Origin of the sequence: Paenibacillus yonginensis (assembly GCF_001685395.1) — a bacterium.
GTDB classification, from domain to species: Bacteria; Bacillota; Bacilli; order Paenibacillales; family Paenibacillaceae; genus Fontibacillus; species Fontibacillus yonginensis.
Map to the genome: position 1 here is coordinate 235,144 of NZ_CP014167.1, position 16,006 is coordinate 251,149.

General features: G+C 53.7%; 13 protein-coding genes. 10 read left to right on the plus strand and 3 right to left on the minus strand.

The features are described 5' to 3' along the window. Positions 1 to 71: 71 nt before the first annotated feature. The gene (locus AWM70_RS01010; protein ID WP_068693575.1) at positions 72 to 596 is read right to left on the minus strand and encodes a hypothetical protein; all 525 of its coding nucleotides are present in this window, start codon (positions 594 to 596) and stop codon (positions 72 to 74) included. Positions 597 to 687: 91 nt separating this feature from the next. Then, positions 688 to 1,428, minus strand: a complete 741-nt coding sequence (locus AWM70_RS01015; protein WP_068693577.1) for a hypothetical protein — start codon at positions 1,426 to 1,428, stop codon at positions 688 to 690. A 441-nt stretch (positions 1,429 to 1,869) separates the two neighbouring features. On the opposite strand from AWM70_RS01015, the gene AWM70_RS01020 reads away from it, so the two are divergent. From AWM70_RS01020 to AWM70_RS01060, 9 genes are all read left to right on the plus strand, one after another. Then, on the plus strand, positions 1,870 to 2,652 hold the full coding sequence (locus AWM70_RS01020) for an HAD family hydrolase (protein ID WP_335582138.1): 783 nt from the start codon (positions 1,870 to 1,872) through the stop codon (positions 2,650 to 2,652). A gap of 10 nt (positions 2,653 to 2,662) precedes the next feature. Further along, on the plus strand, positions 2,663 to 4,510 hold the full coding sequence (locus tag AWM70_RS01025; RefSeq protein ID WP_068693579.1) for an ABC transporter ATP-binding protein: 1,848 nt from the start codon (positions 2,663 to 2,665) through the stop codon (positions 4,508 to 4,510). Continuing rightward, positions 4,491 to 6,410, plus strand: coding sequence for an ABC transporter ATP-binding protein (locus AWM70_RS01030; RefSeq protein ID WP_068693580.1), 1,920 nt, complete (start codon positions 4,491 to 4,493; stop codon positions 6,408 to 6,410). The genes AWM70_RS01025 and AWM70_RS01030 overlap by 20 nt, the downstream gene beginning before the upstream one ends. Before the next feature lie 696 nt (positions 6,411 to 7,106). Continuing rightward, positions 7,107 to 8,366, plus strand: coding sequence for a GTPase HflX (gene hflX, locus AWM70_RS01035; RefSeq protein ID WP_068700234.1), 1,260 nt, complete (start codon positions 7,107 to 7,109; stop codon positions 8,364 to 8,366). Between the two features lie 235 nt (positions 8,367 to 8,601). Then, entirely contained in the window at positions 8,602 to 9,378 is a 777-nt protein-coding gene (locus tag AWM70_RS01040) for an ABC transporter permease (RefSeq protein WP_068693583.1), read from the plus strand. After that, positions 9,375 to 10,175 carry an ABC transporter permease gene (locus AWM70_RS01045; RefSeq protein ID WP_068693585.1) on the plus strand — a complete coding sequence of 267 codons (801 nt, stop codon included), beginning with the start codon at positions 9,375 to 9,377 and terminating at the stop codon, positions 10,173 to 10,175. Before AWM70_RS01040 ends, AWM70_RS01045 begins: the two co-directional genes overlap by 4 nt. Positions 10,176 to 10,292: 117 nt before the next feature. After that, positions 10,293 to 11,273 (plus strand): ABC transporter ATP-binding protein, encoded by a 981-nt coding sequence (locus AWM70_RS01050; RefSeq protein WP_068693587.1) that lies wholly within the window; start codon positions 10,293 to 10,295, stop codon positions 11,271 to 11,273. A 135-nt stretch (positions 11,274 to 11,408) separates the two neighbouring features. Then, positions 11,409 to 12,017, plus strand: coding sequence for a hypothetical protein (locus AWM70_RS01055; protein ID WP_151208717.1), 609 nt, complete (start codon positions 11,409 to 11,411; stop codon positions 12,015 to 12,017). A 157-nt stretch (positions 12,018 to 12,174) separates the two neighbouring features. After that, positions 12,175 to 12,627, plus strand: coding sequence for a cupin domain-containing protein (locus AWM70_RS01060; RefSeq protein ID WP_068693591.1), 453 nt, complete (start codon positions 12,175 to 12,177; stop codon positions 12,625 to 12,627). 121 nt (positions 12,628 to 12,748) lie between these two features. On the opposite strand, the gene AWM70_RS01065 is transcribed toward AWM70_RS01060, so the two are convergent. Continuing rightward, on the minus strand, positions 12,749 to 14,944 hold the full coding sequence (locus tag AWM70_RS01065) for an alpha-galactosidase (protein WP_068693593.1): 2,196 nt from the start codon (positions 14,942 to 14,944) through the stop codon (positions 12,749 to 12,751). A gap of 160 nt (positions 14,945 to 15,104) precedes the next feature. Between AWM70_RS01065 and AWM70_RS01070 the strand changes: the two genes are divergently transcribed. Further along, complete coding sequence (locus tag AWM70_RS01070; protein WP_068693595.1) at positions 15,105 to 15,992, plus strand: AraC family transcriptional regulator; 888 nt, start codon at positions 15,105 to 15,107, stop codon at positions 15,990 to 15,992. Positions 15,993 to 16,006: the final 14 nt, after the last annotated feature.

Genomic DNA, 16,006 nt, shown 5'->3' on the forward strand with positions numbered 1-16,006 from the left:
AAAAGGGTTGGCCCCTCCGTCGACTAGACGGAAGGACCAACCCTTTTATTGTTCCTTTGTTCTGTTTGGGCTTACCCTTTCTGCGGCGCAAAACCTTCTTCAGCCAAATATTCGCCGGCTTCTTCCCGGGTTTCAAACGCCATTTCCAGGCTTTCTCCGGCAAAAATGTACCAAAGGTCGTCTTCGTATTTCAGCGTTAATATCTGCCCTTGGTCATTTGTCCAAAGTCCGCCGGAGGTTTGCGGGCGGACAGCAGCGGTTTGGTCAGCAGTCGCCGGAGAAGCGGAAGCCCCGGCAGGTTTGTCCGAGCCGCTGCCGTCACCGGACAGGGAGCGGATTGATTTTTCCACCAGCTCACGCAGTTCGGCCTCCGAATAATCGCGGATATTCACAAACCCTTTATCGTCGGTTTCATAGCCTTCCAGAAGCCCTGCATAAATGAAGCCGTTGCCGTTCGGATGAATGTGGAAGGCCACGGTCTTTTTGTCATAAACGCTTTGCTCGTAGTGAAAATTAACCCGCTTCAAGGAGACGTTTCTTCGCTCCAGCTGCGGGAAGGACTCTAGAATTTCCAGTTTCTGTTCAAAGGTTAACATATGTTTATCCAGCCTTTCGGGTAATCATGCCGTTTGGACATGAGGGTTATAGGGGTATAGATACGTCAGTTGATTATACCACAAGACGGCCCTAGAACATGCTCATGAACCCGCCGAACAAAGCCTGGACCGCGCTGAGCAGCGTTGAATACAACGTCGTGTAGATCAAATACAAGGTAATCGCATTTACAATAAACAGACTGTACATGCCATCCAGCCTGCCGACCGTTAACCGGGACACCGGATGGCTGAGCAGCACGACGTTGACGGCAATAATCAGAAACAGGATGGCCGCCAGAAAGAACAGGTACGACAGCCCGTACAACGCGATCAGCGCGGCCAAATCGGCAAGCAGCAGACAGGCTGCCACAGGCACCAACAGCGCACCAAAGCGGGAAAAGGTAAAGGACCAGCGTTTTTCGGCCCGGGTCCATCGGAGCAGGCCGGCAGTCAAAGCTGCCGACACGGCCAGCGTTATGGCCATCAGGAACAACGGTTTAATGAAGGTGGCCGCAAAGGGAATATGCAGCGGCTCCAGCCGAATCACAAAATACAAAGCGGATAATAACGAAATGACGACCATCGTGATTAAAGCATGCGGCAGGTGGACGCTGGTAATCCCGCGCACCGTCTGGTAAGGCTGGATCAGCAGGTTTAGGGCGTATTTCAAGTATCTTGTGCTTGCAGCAGCCGTCCGCTGCAGCGGTTCACCGCCGATGCCGGCACGTTTGTTAGTCTCAAGACCCGGAGTTGTTCCGGTTCCTTGCAGGCTGTCCTTCTGGCCCGAAGCTGAAGGAAGGCCGGATTTAGGTCTGTTATCGCCGGCTTTCAAGCTCTCAGGCGAGACTTTTGGAAAGACGTAATGATCCCTGTTCTCAGAGGAATAGGGAGAGGTTGTCCGGATCAGTTCTGCTGAAGGGACGGGTGCCGGAGAAACATTATGTAGGTTTGACTTGCTATGCGGCTCGTTGCCGGAGCTGCTTGTACCTCTATTGCTGTTAGTGTTGCTGTTGCTGTTGCTGCTGTTGCTCTTATTGTTATTGCTGCTGTGATCTTGAATGGTCTAATTCACCTCCTCCTAATAATTTACATAATTAGCTCTTCCATGCTCTTCCATTCTACATAGTAAAATAGTTTAACCGATTTTGTACACCGGAAACTTGAAAATAGGGCTGAAAATCTCTGGAAAATGCCGGCCGCGTATAACCCGTGTTATACTTATTTTTAATGATGTTTGGGGAAATAAGGCCTGAAAAAGGGGAGGTGTTTGTTCATGAAAGACGAACCTCGTTTATCCTCCGTGTCCTCTTTGGCAGAGACAGCTGGAGGCCAGATGCGCCAAGCGATTTTTCTGGATGTTGACGATACCTTGTACGACCATTTGAGCCCTATGCGGGAAGCTTTGGAGGAGGAGCTTCGGCTGCCGGCTTCTTTTCCTTATGAGCGGGCTTATTATCTGTTCCGTTATTACAGCGACCTGCTGTCCGACCGGGAGGGACTGTCCGCTTCTCCGGACAGAGACAAAATTGCGAATATGCAGAAGCAGCGTTTTATGCTGATGCTGGCTGATTTGGGAGTTACGATCGACGAGCGGCAGGCCGGACGTCTTCAGGCTGCTTATCTGGCGAGGCAGTTTGCGATTCGTCCCTTTGAAGGAGCTCTTCAGCTGATTGAGGGTCTGAAACGGAAGGGGCATCTTGTCGGGTTAATTACAAACGGTGCAGGTCCGCATCAGATGCGGAAAATCGGGGCGCTTCAGATGGAGAACCATATTCCGAAGCAGCGGATTTTTGTATCCGGCGTCGTGGGCATGGCCAAGCCGGATCCCGACCTGTTTGCCCATGTGAACCAGGTGACAGGGACCCTGCCTGAGCACAGCATCTACATTGGCGATTCCTGGAGAAATGACGTGGCGGGCAGTCTGGGGGCCGGGTGGACCTCCATCTGGTTTAACCATAGGCATGCTGAGCCGGAGTCCGAACTTACGCCGCATCATGTCGTATCCAGCTATGCCGAGATGAGCCGGATTTTATTAGGTGAACAGGCCGGGGAGTGAGGGAGAACGCATGGCTTTTATTTTTTCTTATCTGAATAAATACCGGGTAGCCGCCGTTTCTGCCATCGTTATGATGCTGGTTGAATTGGCGGTGGAATTGATTCAGCCTTACCTGATTTCCAAAATTATTGACGACGGGATTCGCCTGCAGCAGCTTTCGGTCGTATGGCTCTGGGGCGGCGTGCTGGTCGCCAGTGCGGGGCTGGCATTTCTGGCCGGCGTATCCAGTTCATTTTTCGCTTCGCATACAAGCCAGGGGTTTGCTTATGACCTTCGCGACCGGCTGTATAACAAGGTTCAGTCCTTTTCCTATTCGGTGTTCGGACGGTTTGGGGAGTCCTCGCTGATTACCCGGCTTACCGGAGATATTACAGTGCTGCAGGACATGATCTTCATGAGCCTGCGGTTTGCCACACGTGTGCCGCTTGTTGTGGCGGGAAGCATGGTGATGGCGCTTGTTGTCAATGTGAAGCTGGGTTTGTTCCTGACGGTTATGGTCCCGCCGCTGCTTGTTTTTGCATTTTTCATGATGCAGGCGACGACCAGGCAGTTCCGCAAGGCGCAGCGCAGATTGGATGATGTCAACGGCATTATCCAGGAGAACCTGATCGGGATTCGGCTGATCCGTGTGTTTGTCCGCATGGGACATGAGGTAGAGCGTTTCTCCAAAATGGCCTCCAGGCTGATGAGCGATACGGTAAAAGCGCTGCGGCTCACCGAAACGACTACGCCGGTTATTCTGCTGATGATCAACGCCGCCGTTATTGCGGTTCTGTGGATGGGGCGGATCGACATCCGGACCGGGAACGCTACGGTAGGAGAAGTGGTTGCCGTCATTAACTATTCCCTGCGCGTGACGGGCGCCTTATCGGCGTTGTCCTGGATTATGGCTTCTTATTCGCGGGCCAGCGCTTCGGCGCAGCGGGTTGGCGAAGTGCTGGACACGGAAAGAAATGAGCAGGCATTTGGAGAACCACCAGAGACAGCCGGAGAACGCCAAACCCGGGTTTCGCCCGGTACCCCGCATTTTAAGGGAGCCGTCGAATTCCAGGATGTCAGCTTCCGATACCCGGGCAGCGAAGTCCAAATTCTTGAGCACATTTCTTTCTCGGCGGAACCTGGCCAGACGATTGCCATTATGGGAGCGACCGGCTCCGGCAAGTCGTCGCTGGTACAGCTTATTCCGGGTCTGCACGAGCCGGAAGAAGGGAACCTCCGCATAGACGGACAGCCGATCGCCGCGCTTGAGGTGTCCGATCTCCGCAAAGCGATCGGGTATGTGCCGCAGGAGATTGTTTTATTTGGCGGTACGATCCGCGAAAATATCGCCTGGGGGCGTGAAGACGCCACGATGGAGCAAATTCAGCAAGCCGCCCGCAGGGCCCAGATCCATGAGACGATCGAGAAGCTGCCGCTAGGTTACGAGACGCTGCTGGGACAAAAAGGCATCAACCTGTCCGGCGGACAGAAGCAGCGGCTGTCGATTGCCAGAGCGCTCGTAAGGGAGCCGGCGATCCTGATTCTGGACGACAGCACCAGCGCGCTTGATCTGCGGACGGAAGCTGCGCTCCTGAATGCACTGAAGGAGTTGTCCTGCACGACCTTCCTGATTACGCAGAAGATCAGCTCAACCAGGTCCGCCGATCTGGTTCTGCTTCTGGATGAAGGCCGGCTGATCGCCAAAGGCCGGCATGAGCAGCTGCTTGCGGAATCGCCGCTGTACCGGCGAATTTGCGAGTCGCAGAACCAGCTTTCAGATGTGGATCAGCTGGAGGAGTCTGCCCGGGCCGAACGTTCCGAGTCCAGGTCCGAAAGCAAGAAAGGGGAGGAAGCCGCCCATGTTCAAAACCTTCGTTGAACCCTTCAAACATCCTTATCCGAAGCTGGAGCAGCTGGATTCAAATGCCGGTACAGCCGGCGCAAAGGCGGGAACGCCCGTACCGGCAGGAGGAGGCCCTGGAGCCAGGGCCGGAAGCAGCGCCAGAGGGAGACTCAAACCAAAAGCCAAACCGAAGAACTGGTCTGCGGCGCTCGGCCGGATTTGGATTTATTTGGCCAAACGCAAGCTGAAGCTGATGCTGGTGCTGCTCATGGTGGTCTTCAGCTCGGCGCTTTCGCTGCTTGGACCTTACCTGATCGGAGCCGCAGTCGACCGCTATCTGGAAGGGGGAAATGACGGACAGTGGGTGAGATTTCTGGTCGGGCTGGCGCTGGTCTACCTGCTGTTCTCTTTGACCTCCTGGCTGCAGAACATCTGGATGATCGAAATTGCCCAGGAGACGGTCTACCGTATGCGGCATGACCTGTTCTCTCATCTGCACCGTCTGCCTATCCCGTTCTTCGGCAAAAGGCAGCAAGGGGAGATTATGAGCCGGCTGACGAATGACGTGGACAACGTCAGTTCAACCCTCAACAGCTCGGCCATCCAGCTGTTCTCCAGCGTGCTGATTCTGATCGGGACGTTGTCGGTCATGCTGTTTCTCAGCCCGCTGCTGACCCTGCTGACGTTCATCGTGGTGCCGCTCATGATGCTGGGCATGCGCTGGATCACCCGGCGCACGGGTCCGCTTTATAAGCAGCGTCAGCGCAATCTCGGAGAGCTGAACGGTTATATCGAAGAGACGTTGTCCGGACAGCGGATTATCAAGGCTTTTTCCCAGGAGGAGAAAGTGATTCGGGGTTTCCGGCAGCGGAATGAGGAAATCCGTTATTCGGGATTTTGGGCCCAGACGATCTCCGGTTTTATTCCCAAGCTGATGAATGGACTCAACAACCTCAGCTTTGCTATCGTTGCCGGCATGGGCGGGATTCTGGCGATTCAGGGTTCCATTACAGTAGGCGTAATTCTCGTTTTTGTCGAATATGCGAGGCAGTTCACTCGGCCTTTAAACGATTTGGCCAACCAGTGGAATACGCTGCTTTCCGCCGTTGCCGGCGCGGAGCGGGTATTTGAGGTCATCGACGAGGAAGTCGAAACGAAAGACGAGCTTGAAGCCGCTTCGGTAAGCCGGGTGGAAGGAGCGGTAGCTTTCTCCCATGTCGGGTTCTCCTACGAGGCGGACGGGGATACACTTTCCGATATTTCCTTTGAGGCCAAACCAGGCGAGATGATCGCTTTGGTAGGTCCGACGGGAGCCGGGAAAACAACGCTGATTCAGCTGCTCTCCCGCTTCTATGACGCCACTTCCGGCACGATTACGCTGGATGGCCGGGATATCCGTTCGATGAAACGGGAAAGCCTGCGCTCCCATATGGCGTTTGTGCTGCAGGATTCTTTTCTGTTTCAAGGGACGATCCGGGAAAATATCCGCTTTGGCCGGCTGGACGCTACCGACGAGGAAGTCGAAGAGGCGGCCAAGCTGGCAAACGCCCACGGCTTCATCAGCCGGCTGCCCGGCGGCTACGACAAGGTGCTGGACGTAGGGGGCAGCGGCATCAGCCAGGGACAGAAGCAGCTGCTCGCTATTGCCCGGGCAATTTTGTCGAATCCCGCGCTGTTGGTGCTTGATGAAGCGACGAGCAGCATTGATACCGTTACCGAGCTGAAAATTCAGGAAGGGCTGCAGAGGCTGATGCAGGGCCGCACGAGCTTTGTGATTGCCCACCGCCTGAATACGGTCCGCCAGGCTGACAAAATTCTCGTGCTGAAGGAAGGCCGGCTGATTGAGCAGGGTTCCCATGAGGAGCTGCTGGCCCAGGGCGGCTTCTACAGCAGCTTGTATTACGGGCGGCTGGAAGAACAGCAGCAGGAGGTTTAGGGAACCACGAAGCAGCTGTAGCGTCTATGCTCAGCCGTGTAAAAAACAATTTAGGCTGTTTGCTCGTTTGTGCTGGCTGGTGTTTTATGGTAAGGTAAAAACAATTCTTAGGATCGGAGGGTTTGCGAAGCGATGTGGAACTTTATCCGTTTGCGTAATTACGCTTTGTGCATCTAATTGAATAGGGCTCAAAGTTCCTGCCTGGACGGCGGGACGAACGGGATTGGTCTGCATATGTACGTAAACCGGAATAGATGGCCGCTCCAGGCTGCAGCTTAACCTGCAGCTGGCATTTGCGGTTATATACAAGGGGGCGGACAACAGCGCCCTCTTTTTTTGTGCGCCTGGACGCTAGTAGAAGCGGGGAGGCTGGAGGGCGGTTTTTGCTGCACTGGCCTTTAACCTTTTTCGGATAGGACATTCCGGGCTCTGATATTCAGAATCAGGGTTCAGAATCAGGATTCGAATTCAGGATTCAGGATTCAGGATTCAGGATATTCAGGCCGGGTACAATAAAATCAGATTTTTCCGTTCGTATCCATCCGCCGTCCCGGGCAGGGACCAGGGAGCAGGCGACAGCCTGCAGAGAAGGAACAGATATGCATACAGCGGGAAATAGAAGCCGCCTGAACCTTAAACGGGGTGGGTTGCCCTTATTGGAGAGGTTCAGATCAAACGGAGGTAGATGAATAGATGATGGACATTCAAGAGCAGAAAGCCGTCCTGGTCGGCGTAAACCTGAACAACCAGCTGGATTTCGAATATTCCATGGAGGAACTGGCGAATCTGGCTGCTGCCTGTGACGTGGAAGTCGTTGCCGAGCTGACCCAGAACATGGAGAAGATCAATAAATCGCATTATATCGGTACGGGAAAAGTGGAAGAGGTCCGCGAGCTGTACAACAAACTCGAAGCCAATCTGGTCATCTTTAATGACGAGCTGTCCCCCTCGCAGATCCGCAACCTGGAGAGCGATCTGGACTGCAAGGTCATTGACCGGACCATTTTGATCCTGGACATCTTTGAGCAGCGGGCCAAAACGCGCGAAGCCCAGCTTCAAGTCGAGGTAGCCCAGCTGCAGTACATGCTGCCGCGCCTGATTGGCCTGCGCGAATCACTGGGCCGCCAAAGCGGCGGCGTCGGCACCAAGAACAGAGGCGCCGGGGAAACCCGGCTCGAGCTGGACCGCCGGCGGATCGAAGAGAAGATCAGCGCTTTGTCCAAGGAGCTTGAAGTGGTGGTCGCCCAGCGGCAAATCCAGCGCAAGCAGCGGAGGAAAAATGAAATTCCGGTCGTCGCTTTGGTCGGCTATACGAATGCTGGCAAATCGACGGTTATGAACGCGCTGCTGGAGGTGTTTGGCGGTGGAGAAGGCAAGCAGGTCTTCGAGAAAAACATGCTGTTCGCCACGCTGGAAACGTCCGTCCGCAGCATTGAGCTGCCGGACAACAAATCGTTCCTGCTTACGGATACAGTCGGGTTTGTCAGCAAGCTGCCCCACCATCTGATCAAAGCGTTCCGCTCGACCCTCGAAGAGGTGGCGGAAGCCGACCTGCTGGTTCATGTGGTGGATTACGCCAATCCGAAATACGAGCAGCTGATCCAGATCACTGAGCATACGCTCAAGGAGATCGGGGTTAAGGACATCCCGACGATTATGGCCTACAACAAAGGTGATCTGGCTGGCGTTGAGATTCCGAGAGTCGAAGACGCGGCGATTTATATGGCCGCCAAACCGAGAACCGGCGTTGCCGAATTGGTTGACCTAATCAAGCAGCAAATTTTCAAGGATTATGTAACCTGCGAAATGCTGATTCCTTATGATCAGGGGGCTGTCGTTTCTTATTTCAATGAGCATGCAAACGTGCTGGAGACGGAATATGAGAACGAAGGAACCCGGCTGAAGCTGGAGTGCAAAACGAAGGATCTGGAGAAATACCGGGAGTTCGTGCTGTAGCTCGGAGCTCTAAAAGCTAAACTCTAAACTGAATAAATGCATAAATTCACGGTCCCTTACAGGCCGGTTCCTTACAGAATCGTTCCCTAAAGGGACCGTATTTTTTAGTAAAGCACATTTTTCAAAAAATCTTGCCTCCCGTGGAACATTCTGGTATGATCGAATCCTTCTCGCAATTGCCCTTGTCTGAAGTAGACGGATCAGCCGTCATACACACTTATCGGAGGTGCTCCACATGCTTTATTTGACTTTGGCTTCCAAAGCCTACGCCCGCAACCTGCAGTTTAGGGGCGCGCATTTATTCCATAACATCGCAAGCGCCGCTTTTGGCTTCTTGTACGCCAGCCTTTGGATCGGTCTGGGACAGGATCACAGCTTGGGCGAATACGGTGTGCAGGGCATGGTGGCCTACATAGCCTTTAATCAGGCCGCCTTATGGATTACAACTTTTACCTCAAACGGGCTTGGAATTCCCCAGTCGGTCAGGACAGGCCAGATCTCGCTGGATCTGATGAGGCCGGTCCATTTATTCAGCCACCTGATGGCCCGGGAATGGGGGCAGCTTGCCTACCAGTTTGTTTACAAATCCCTTCCTATCTTTACTCTCTATTTCTTCCTGTTCCATTTGGAGCTGCCGCGAACGCTGTCCAGCGTACTCTCATGCCTGCTGGGCCTTCTGGGAGCTTCCTATATGTCGATCTGCATCAACTATTTAATAGGCGTTACTGCGCTCTGGACGACAGAATCGAATTGGCTGTATTGGGGCAATTACAGTTTGAGCAATCTGTTGTCCGGCTTTTTTGTGCCGCTGGAATGGCTCCCGGATTGGCTGGCCCGGCTGGCCTGGTTGTCCCCTTATCCTTATCTGCTGTATGTTCCTTCGCGATTATTTCTGGGATTAGGCGCCGGTTCATTGCTTTGGGGAACCCTGTTTTGGTGTCTGCTGCTGACCATCCTCTGCCTGTCGGTTACCAGACTGCTTCGGCAAAAGGTGGAGGTGCAGGGCGGATGAGAAGCGAGTCCTGGCTGTCTATTTATAAGCTGTTGATTCTGACAACACTACGGAGCCGGATGCAGTATAAATTCAACTTCGTATTTGGTTCGCTGATGGCGGCAATCGTCCAGATTAATGAATTCCTGATGGTCGCAATCGTGCTGTATAAGTTTGGGGAAATTAAGGGCTGGTCGCTTTATGAAATCGGCTATTTGTATGCCGTGTTGACCTTGGCGAGGACGCTTTACCGCACCTTCGGAGATGAAGTGCATCATTTGGAAAAATATTTGGTGAGCGGGGACCTTGACGGCGTGCTGATCCGGCCGCTTCCTGTCCTCTTGGCCTTAATGCCGCAAGGCTTCCGCTTGATGATCGGTGAAGTGCTGCAAGGCGGCTTTGTCCTGGTCTGGGCGTTCATCGGTTTGCTGCGCAGCGGGCAGATAGACTGGACGGCCATCCCTTTGACCTTGTTTATTATCGTGACCGGGGCGGGGATTTTGTTTGCCATTGGACTTGCGACGGCGACGATGGGCTTCTGGACGACACGGATTTCCGAGCTGCAAAATCTGACGGAAGATGCGGCGAGAGCCGCCGCGCAATATCCGCTGACGCTTTATCCGAAATGGCTGTCCGGCCTCCTGTTGACCGTAATTCCGGTAGGCTTGGTCAACTACATACCTTCCCTTTATATTCTGCGGGGAGAATTAGGTCTATGGGCCGTTGGCCTGACGGGTTTGGGAGCGGTGTTTTTTCTGCTGCTGAGCCTGTGGTTCTGGCGGTTTGGGCTGACCAAATATCAAAGCACTGGAAGCTGACGGCAGCACATGTCTCCCCCGGGCGGCCGAAACACAAAAGGGCGGAGAAGCGGCCGGGGGACAACGCGAACCATAATAAGCAATCCTAATAAAGGTATCCGTGAAGGAGGATGAAACATGCGCATAGAAGCCAGACATTTGAACAAACAGTTCAAAACCCCGGTGGTGCGGGAAGGACGATTTGCCGGACTGCGGTCTTTGTTCGCCCGGGATTACCGAATTAAAGAAGCCGTCAAGGATATCAGCTTCAACATTGAATCCGGCGAATTTGTCGGTTATATCGGCCCTAATGGTGCCGGCAAATCAACAACAATCAAAATGCTGACCGGCATCCTGCACCCTACAGGCGGGGAGGTGCTGCTGGGCGGAATCAACCCGCACCGGGAACGGAAAAGGGCCGTCCGGCGGCTTGGAGTTGTGTTCGGACAGCGCAGCCAGCTGTGGTGGGACCTTCCGGTCAAGGATTCCTATGATATTCTCGCCAAAATGTACGGCGTAGACGAGGCGCTCAAGCAAAGCCGGCTGGCGCAGTTTGCAGCATTGCTGGACCTTGAGGAATTTTGGCTGACTCCAGTCCGCAAGCTGTCGCTGGGACAGCGGATGCGGGCCGATCTGGCCGCTGCGCTGCTTCACGATCCGGATCTGCTGTTCCTGGACGAGCCGACGATCGGGCTGGACGTCAATGCCAAACGTGAAATCCGCCAGTTTCTGAAGATGCTGAATGCCGATTTCGGCAAAACGGTTCTGCTGACCACTCACGATATGGACGACATCGAGCAGCTGTGCAGCCGGGTCATGGTGATCGGGAATGGGGAACTGTCGTTTGACGGCACGGTCCAGTCTCTGCGGGATACGATCGGCCTGCCGACGAGATTCAGAGTCACTTATCGCGGTGAAGTGAACATTCCTGCGATTCCTGCACTGGAACATGCCAGACTGGCTGTCACCTTACAGGAAGGCAGCGTCATCACCGTTGAAGCCAACCGGAAAACCATCAACACGATGGAGGTGCTTCGCGAGCTGGGCAGCTGGGGAGAAATAGAAGACGTGGAGATGATGGAGCCTGATTTCGAGGAAGTCATTCACCGGGTTTATTAGGGATTAGACGGGAATGAGCCAAGCCATAAATTAGTGAGTATAAAAAACCAATATATGGTAGTATAAAAGCAGGATTGAGGGTAAGATGAATCCGTTTTATTAAGGAGTGATAAATTGAGGCGAGCAGGATTAGTTTTGTTAGTGCTGGCAATAATGTCCGTAGTGTCAGCATGCAGCAGTGAAGATACAGATATGACCATGATGTCCGAAACTCCCGTGGAAGCCCAAGACAAAGACCAAGTGAAAAAGGCTCTCAATGAGGATATAAACTCGAACCCTGGTGAGAAGTACGTTGAAAGGTTCTCTTATCTGAAACAGCTGTCTTTAGAGAAGCAGGAGGCTTTTGCTCGATTTAAATCGGAGAGGAACCTGCAAGAACTTTACGAGTTCACTCCTGAAGATATGGTGCTGGTTTATCTTTATTGTCTATCAATAGGCGACCCGGACTTAATATATGAGATTACTTTTAATGGGGGGCAACTTCCTGACCGAGATAAATTTCGGAAAGATTACTTCGAGTATGTAATGAATTATGATTCTGAAACAGCCGTGCATTACAGATATTATGATTCTATAAAAGTGGATGAGAGTACGGCCAAGGAAAAGCAAGTAACTGTACTTATAACGGTTAGTATTGAAACAACGACCCATACTATGGCTTTAGGACTGCAACGGGAAGATCAGGTATGGAAATTGGATATCTATCCTTTGATACAAGATTATATAAATAAAGCAAGCAAGTAAAAACAAAACCCAATAGGTTACTCAGGTATGATCAAAATTAGAATTTAACATAGCCAAGCATTCAAGAATCGAGACTGAATAAGCCTCCCGCCTTGCCCGGTTCTCCCGGTTTGTTTATAGTAGAGGGAAGATGAGTGAACAGAACAGGAGAGTCGATATGAACGAGAAAGCATTATCCCCGCTTGTCCAAGCATTAAATATGGAGCGGCACGTCGAAGGCGGCTGGTTTAAGGAGCTGTGGAAGTCTTCCTTTGAAATCCCGCACGAAGTCCTGAAACCGAAATACTCAGGCGCCCGCGCGGCGGCCAGCTCGATTTATTTCCTGCTGCATCCAGGCGAAACCTCGGCTTGGCATGTGGTGCTGTCTGACGAGCTGTGGCTGTATCACTCCGGCGGTCCGCTCGAGCTGACGCTGGGCGGCAGCGGAGACAGTCCGGAAGATGGCGAGAAATTCATCCTCGGCATGGACATTGAAAATGGGCAAACCCCGCAGGCGCTTGTACCTGCAGGCGTCTGGCAGTCGGCAAGACCCTTGGGCGACGAGCCGGTATTTGTATCCTGCGTGGTAGCTCCGGGTTTCCACTATGATGATTTCAGCCTGGAGAAATAGGATAAAGCAAGAAGCCAGCCGCATCCGGAATCGGATCAGACTGGCTTCTTGGATGCAGAGCCCTTGAACATTTTGGTTCAGGGGCTTTTTTTCTCTGAAGCAAGAATGTTATCTTGTTCGCTTACTGTTCGCCGGCCTTCTCAAACCGCCAGAACAGGCTGACGAAGTCGCCCTCAAGCCGAGGGAGGGTGATCCCGTTATACATCAGCTCATCCCCGCCGTAGACGCGGCCGGTTTCCAGATGACGGTACAGATAGTTCGGGTTCAGACCTTTGGTTCGCAGAATCTGTACCCGCTCGTTCGGCTGGGACAATACACGGAAGAAGGCGAGCACCGCTTCATCCTGCTGCTCGGACACAAACGTCCAGGCCGCTTCGTTGCCTTCAAACGGATTCAGGATCCGGTAGAACGTGCCGAACTGGATCAGCTCGCGGACCTCTTTGTAAAGGGCGACCTGCGCTTTGACCGTCTGTTTCTCCTCTTCGGTCAGTTTGGTCAAATCGAGCTCATAGCCGAAGTTGCCGGACATGGCGACATGGCCGCGAATATCCAGCGAAGTAATCCGCTTTACCTGATGATTAGGGACGGTCGAGACATGCGAGCCCATGGTGACAGCCGGATACATGAGACTGTTGCCGTACTGGATCTTCAAGCGGCTGATGGCATCGGTGTTGTCGCTCATCCAGGTCTGAGGCATGTAATACAGCATGCCGGGATCGTAACGTCCGCCTCCGCTGGAGCAGCTTTCAAAAAGCACGTCAGGGAAAGCGGAAGTAAGCTCCTCCATGACCCGGTATAAGCCCAGCATGTAGCGGTGAGCCGTCTCCCGCTGCCGTTCCGGCGGAAGCCCAGCCGAGCCCACTTCGCTCATGTGCCGGTTCATGTCCCATTTTACGTAGCTGATCGGGGCGGAGTCCAGAATGCTGCCAACGGCCTGGATGATGTAATTGCAAACCTCCGGCCGCGATAAATCAAGCACCAGCTGGTTGCGGCTTTCGGAACGGGCGCGGCCGGGAACATGAATACACCAGTCCGGATGGCTGCGGTACAGATCGCTGTCCGGGGACACCATTTCCGGTTCAAACCAGAGGCCGAATTGCATGCCCATATCCGTAATGCGGCGGGCCAGACCGTCCAGGCCTTCCGGCAGCTTGCGCAGGTCCGTCACCCAGTCGCCAAGCGAGCTGTGGTCGTCATCGCGCCGCCCGAACCAGCCGTCATCCAGCACAAACAGCTCCATGCCCAGCTCATGTCCGGCTGAAGCGATGGCGGTAATTTTGTCGGCGTCAAAATCAAAATACGTAGCTTCCCAATTGTTGATCAGAATCGGCCGCACGGCATCGCGGTGTTTGCCCCGGACCAGCCGGCTTTGGTACAGCTTGTTCAGGATGCGCGACATTTCGCCGAGTCCTTCGCTGGCATATACCATGACAACCTCAGGCGTCTGGAAGGAAGCCCCCGGCTCCAGCAGCCAGGAGAAATCAAACGGATTAATGCCGATCGATACCCGGGTTGTCTGAAATTGCTGGACTTCGGCCTGGGCGATAAAGTTGCCGCTGTAGACCAGATTAAAAGCATATACCTCGCCTGCATCTTCGTTGGTGTCCTTGCGAAGCAAAGCGAGGAACGGATTCTGCTGCGGGCTGCTTGCCCCGCGGCGGCTTTCGGCTGCCTGAATGCCGGGTACCAGCGGACGGCGGGCGATATTGCGTTCTTTCAAATGGGCGCCGTAGAAAGTCAGCATGTCATATTCGTCATCCCGGAAATCGACGCTGGCGCTTAGCGCCCGAAGCAGCTTCAGGTTCTGCTGGCCGTGATTCTCCAGACGGACGGAACGGGTCATAACCCCTTGCGTGTTGTAGACAGTATAAAGGAGAGTTGCCTGCAGTCCGGTCAGCTGGTCTTCAAGCAGAAGCTCCAGCGTGTCCGCTTCGCTGTCGGACTCGGCGTAAGTGGCAGGAAGGCCCGGCAGGGCCGGCTTGCCTGCATAGATCTTATGCGAAACGTAACGCAGGTCGGTAACGGTCGAGCCGTCCTCCTGACCAACCTGGTAAGCCGGTGCGCCGAAATCGCCGGTGCCAAAGCCCGGATACTCCTGCGGCAGCGTGTCCAGCGAGATGTTGTGTTCCTTCGGCTCGGCGTTAGGGGCGAATGCCCGGCCGACAAAAGCAAGCGGGCTGCTGTCCCGGTAGAATTTGATTTTTTTGCCCCAATAAAGATGGGTTACGAATTCTCCCTTTACAATCTGCAGCACATAGCTGGAATTGGCGGACTGCAGGTGAAACACACGCTGCTCCGCATCAAATTGAATAGGCATCTCGACTTGTCCTCCTGACTTCTTCGGAAAATAATTGCTTTTCTTTCAGACAGCTGATTACCGGTGTCGCGAATCTTTATTTTTAAGCTATAATCAGGATAAAGCGCTTAACTAAGCTCATCAAGAGTAAGATATTTTTAGTGAAAGGTAGAATATTGCTATGGAATCTAAAGATCGCGAGCTCAACAGGCAAACCTCGGTTTCGTTTCATTTTGTGCTGCCCATGCCGATGATGATGCTCAAGGCGATCGGTTGGCAGACGGTGACCACACATAACTATGTCTGGGACGGGCGGAACCGTCCCGGTGATCACTGCATCCTGCAGATTACGCTGTCGGGGCGGGGAGAAATTGAGCTTAACGGGAAGAAGCACAGCCTCGAACCCGGCCATGTGTTTCTGGTGGATGTGCCGGGCAGCCATGTCTACCGACTGCCGGCCAGCTCGTCCAGCTGGGAGCTGCTTTATGTCGAGCTTTCGCACGATGCGCTGAGCTTCTGGAAAGAGCTGATTGCGGCCGAGGGGCCGGTTGTCCGGATTGATCTCGACTCGGCTTTCATGAAGCTGATGTGGCGGATTTACGACGAGGCGGTGCAGGACCGGTATAAAGACATTTATCAATGCTCGGAAGCGGCCTATTCGATCGTCATGCAGCTGGCGAGCCTGTTTGAGAGCCGCCGGGGGAACCGCAGGCTGCCGGCCGCAGTGGAGAAATGCAGGCTGTTCATTGAGGAGAGATATAGCGAACCGATCGGGCTGGACGAAATGGCCCAGGCGGCAGGCTGCTCCAAATATCACCTGACCCGGGAATGCGAGCGCACCCTCGGGGCCACGCCCGGCCGTTATTTGACTATGGTGCGGCTGGAACGGGCTTCGGTGCTGCTGTTATCGCCGGAGGAATGGACGCTGGAGGAGGTGGCGTCGATGACCGGCTTCTCGAATGCCAATTATTTCGGCAAGGTATTCCGCAGGCACACTGGTATGTCACCCGGCGAATTCCGGCACGGCAGCGATCTCTATGAGATCCGGCGGATGCTTTTTCCGAGCTGAAACCAATCAATCAG

Excerpts from the sequence above, each read along its gene's own strand:
- AWM70_RS01010 (WP_068693575.1), bottom strand. The coding sequence starts at position 596 with ATGTTAACCTTTGAACAGAAACTGGAAATTCTAGAGTCCTTCCCGCAG.
- AWM70_RS01020 (WP_335582138.1), top strand. The coding sequence starts at position 1,870 with ATGAAAGACGAACCTCGTTTATCCTCCGTGTCCTCTTTGGCAGAGACA.
- AWM70_RS01025 (WP_068693579.1), top strand. The coding sequence starts at position 2,663 with ATGGCTTTTATTTTTTCTTATCTGAATAAATACCGGGTAGCCGCCGTT.
- AWM70_RS01030 (WP_068693580.1), top strand. The coding sequence starts at position 4,491 with ATGTTCAAAACCTTCGTTGAACCCTTCAAACATCCTTATCCGAAGCTG.
- hflX (WP_068700234.1), top strand. The coding sequence starts at position 7,107 with ATGGACATTCAAGAGCAGAAAGCCGTCCTGGTCGGCGTAAACCTGAAC.
- AWM70_RS01040 (WP_068693583.1), top strand. The coding sequence starts at position 8,602 with ATGCTTTATTTGACTTTGGCTTCCAAAGCCTACGCCCGCAACCTGCAG.
- AWM70_RS01045 (WP_068693585.1), top strand. The coding sequence starts at position 9,375 with ATGAGAAGCGAGTCCTGGCTGTCTATTTATAAGCTGTTGATTCTGACA.
- AWM70_RS01050 (WP_068693587.1), top strand. The coding sequence starts at position 10,293 with ATGCGCATAGAAGCCAGACATTTGAACAAACAGTTCAAAACCCCGGTG.
- AWM70_RS01060 (WP_068693591.1), top strand. The coding sequence starts at position 12,175 with ATGAACGAGAAAGCATTATCCCCGCTTGTCCAAGCATTAAATATGGAG.
- AWM70_RS01065 (WP_068693593.1), bottom strand. The coding sequence starts at position 14,944 with ATGCCTATTCAATTTGATGCGGAGCAGCGTGTGTTTCACCTGCAGTCC.
- AWM70_RS01070 (WP_068693595.1), top strand. The coding sequence starts at position 15,105 with ATGGAATCTAAAGATCGCGAGCTCAACAGGCAAACCTCGGTTTCGTTT.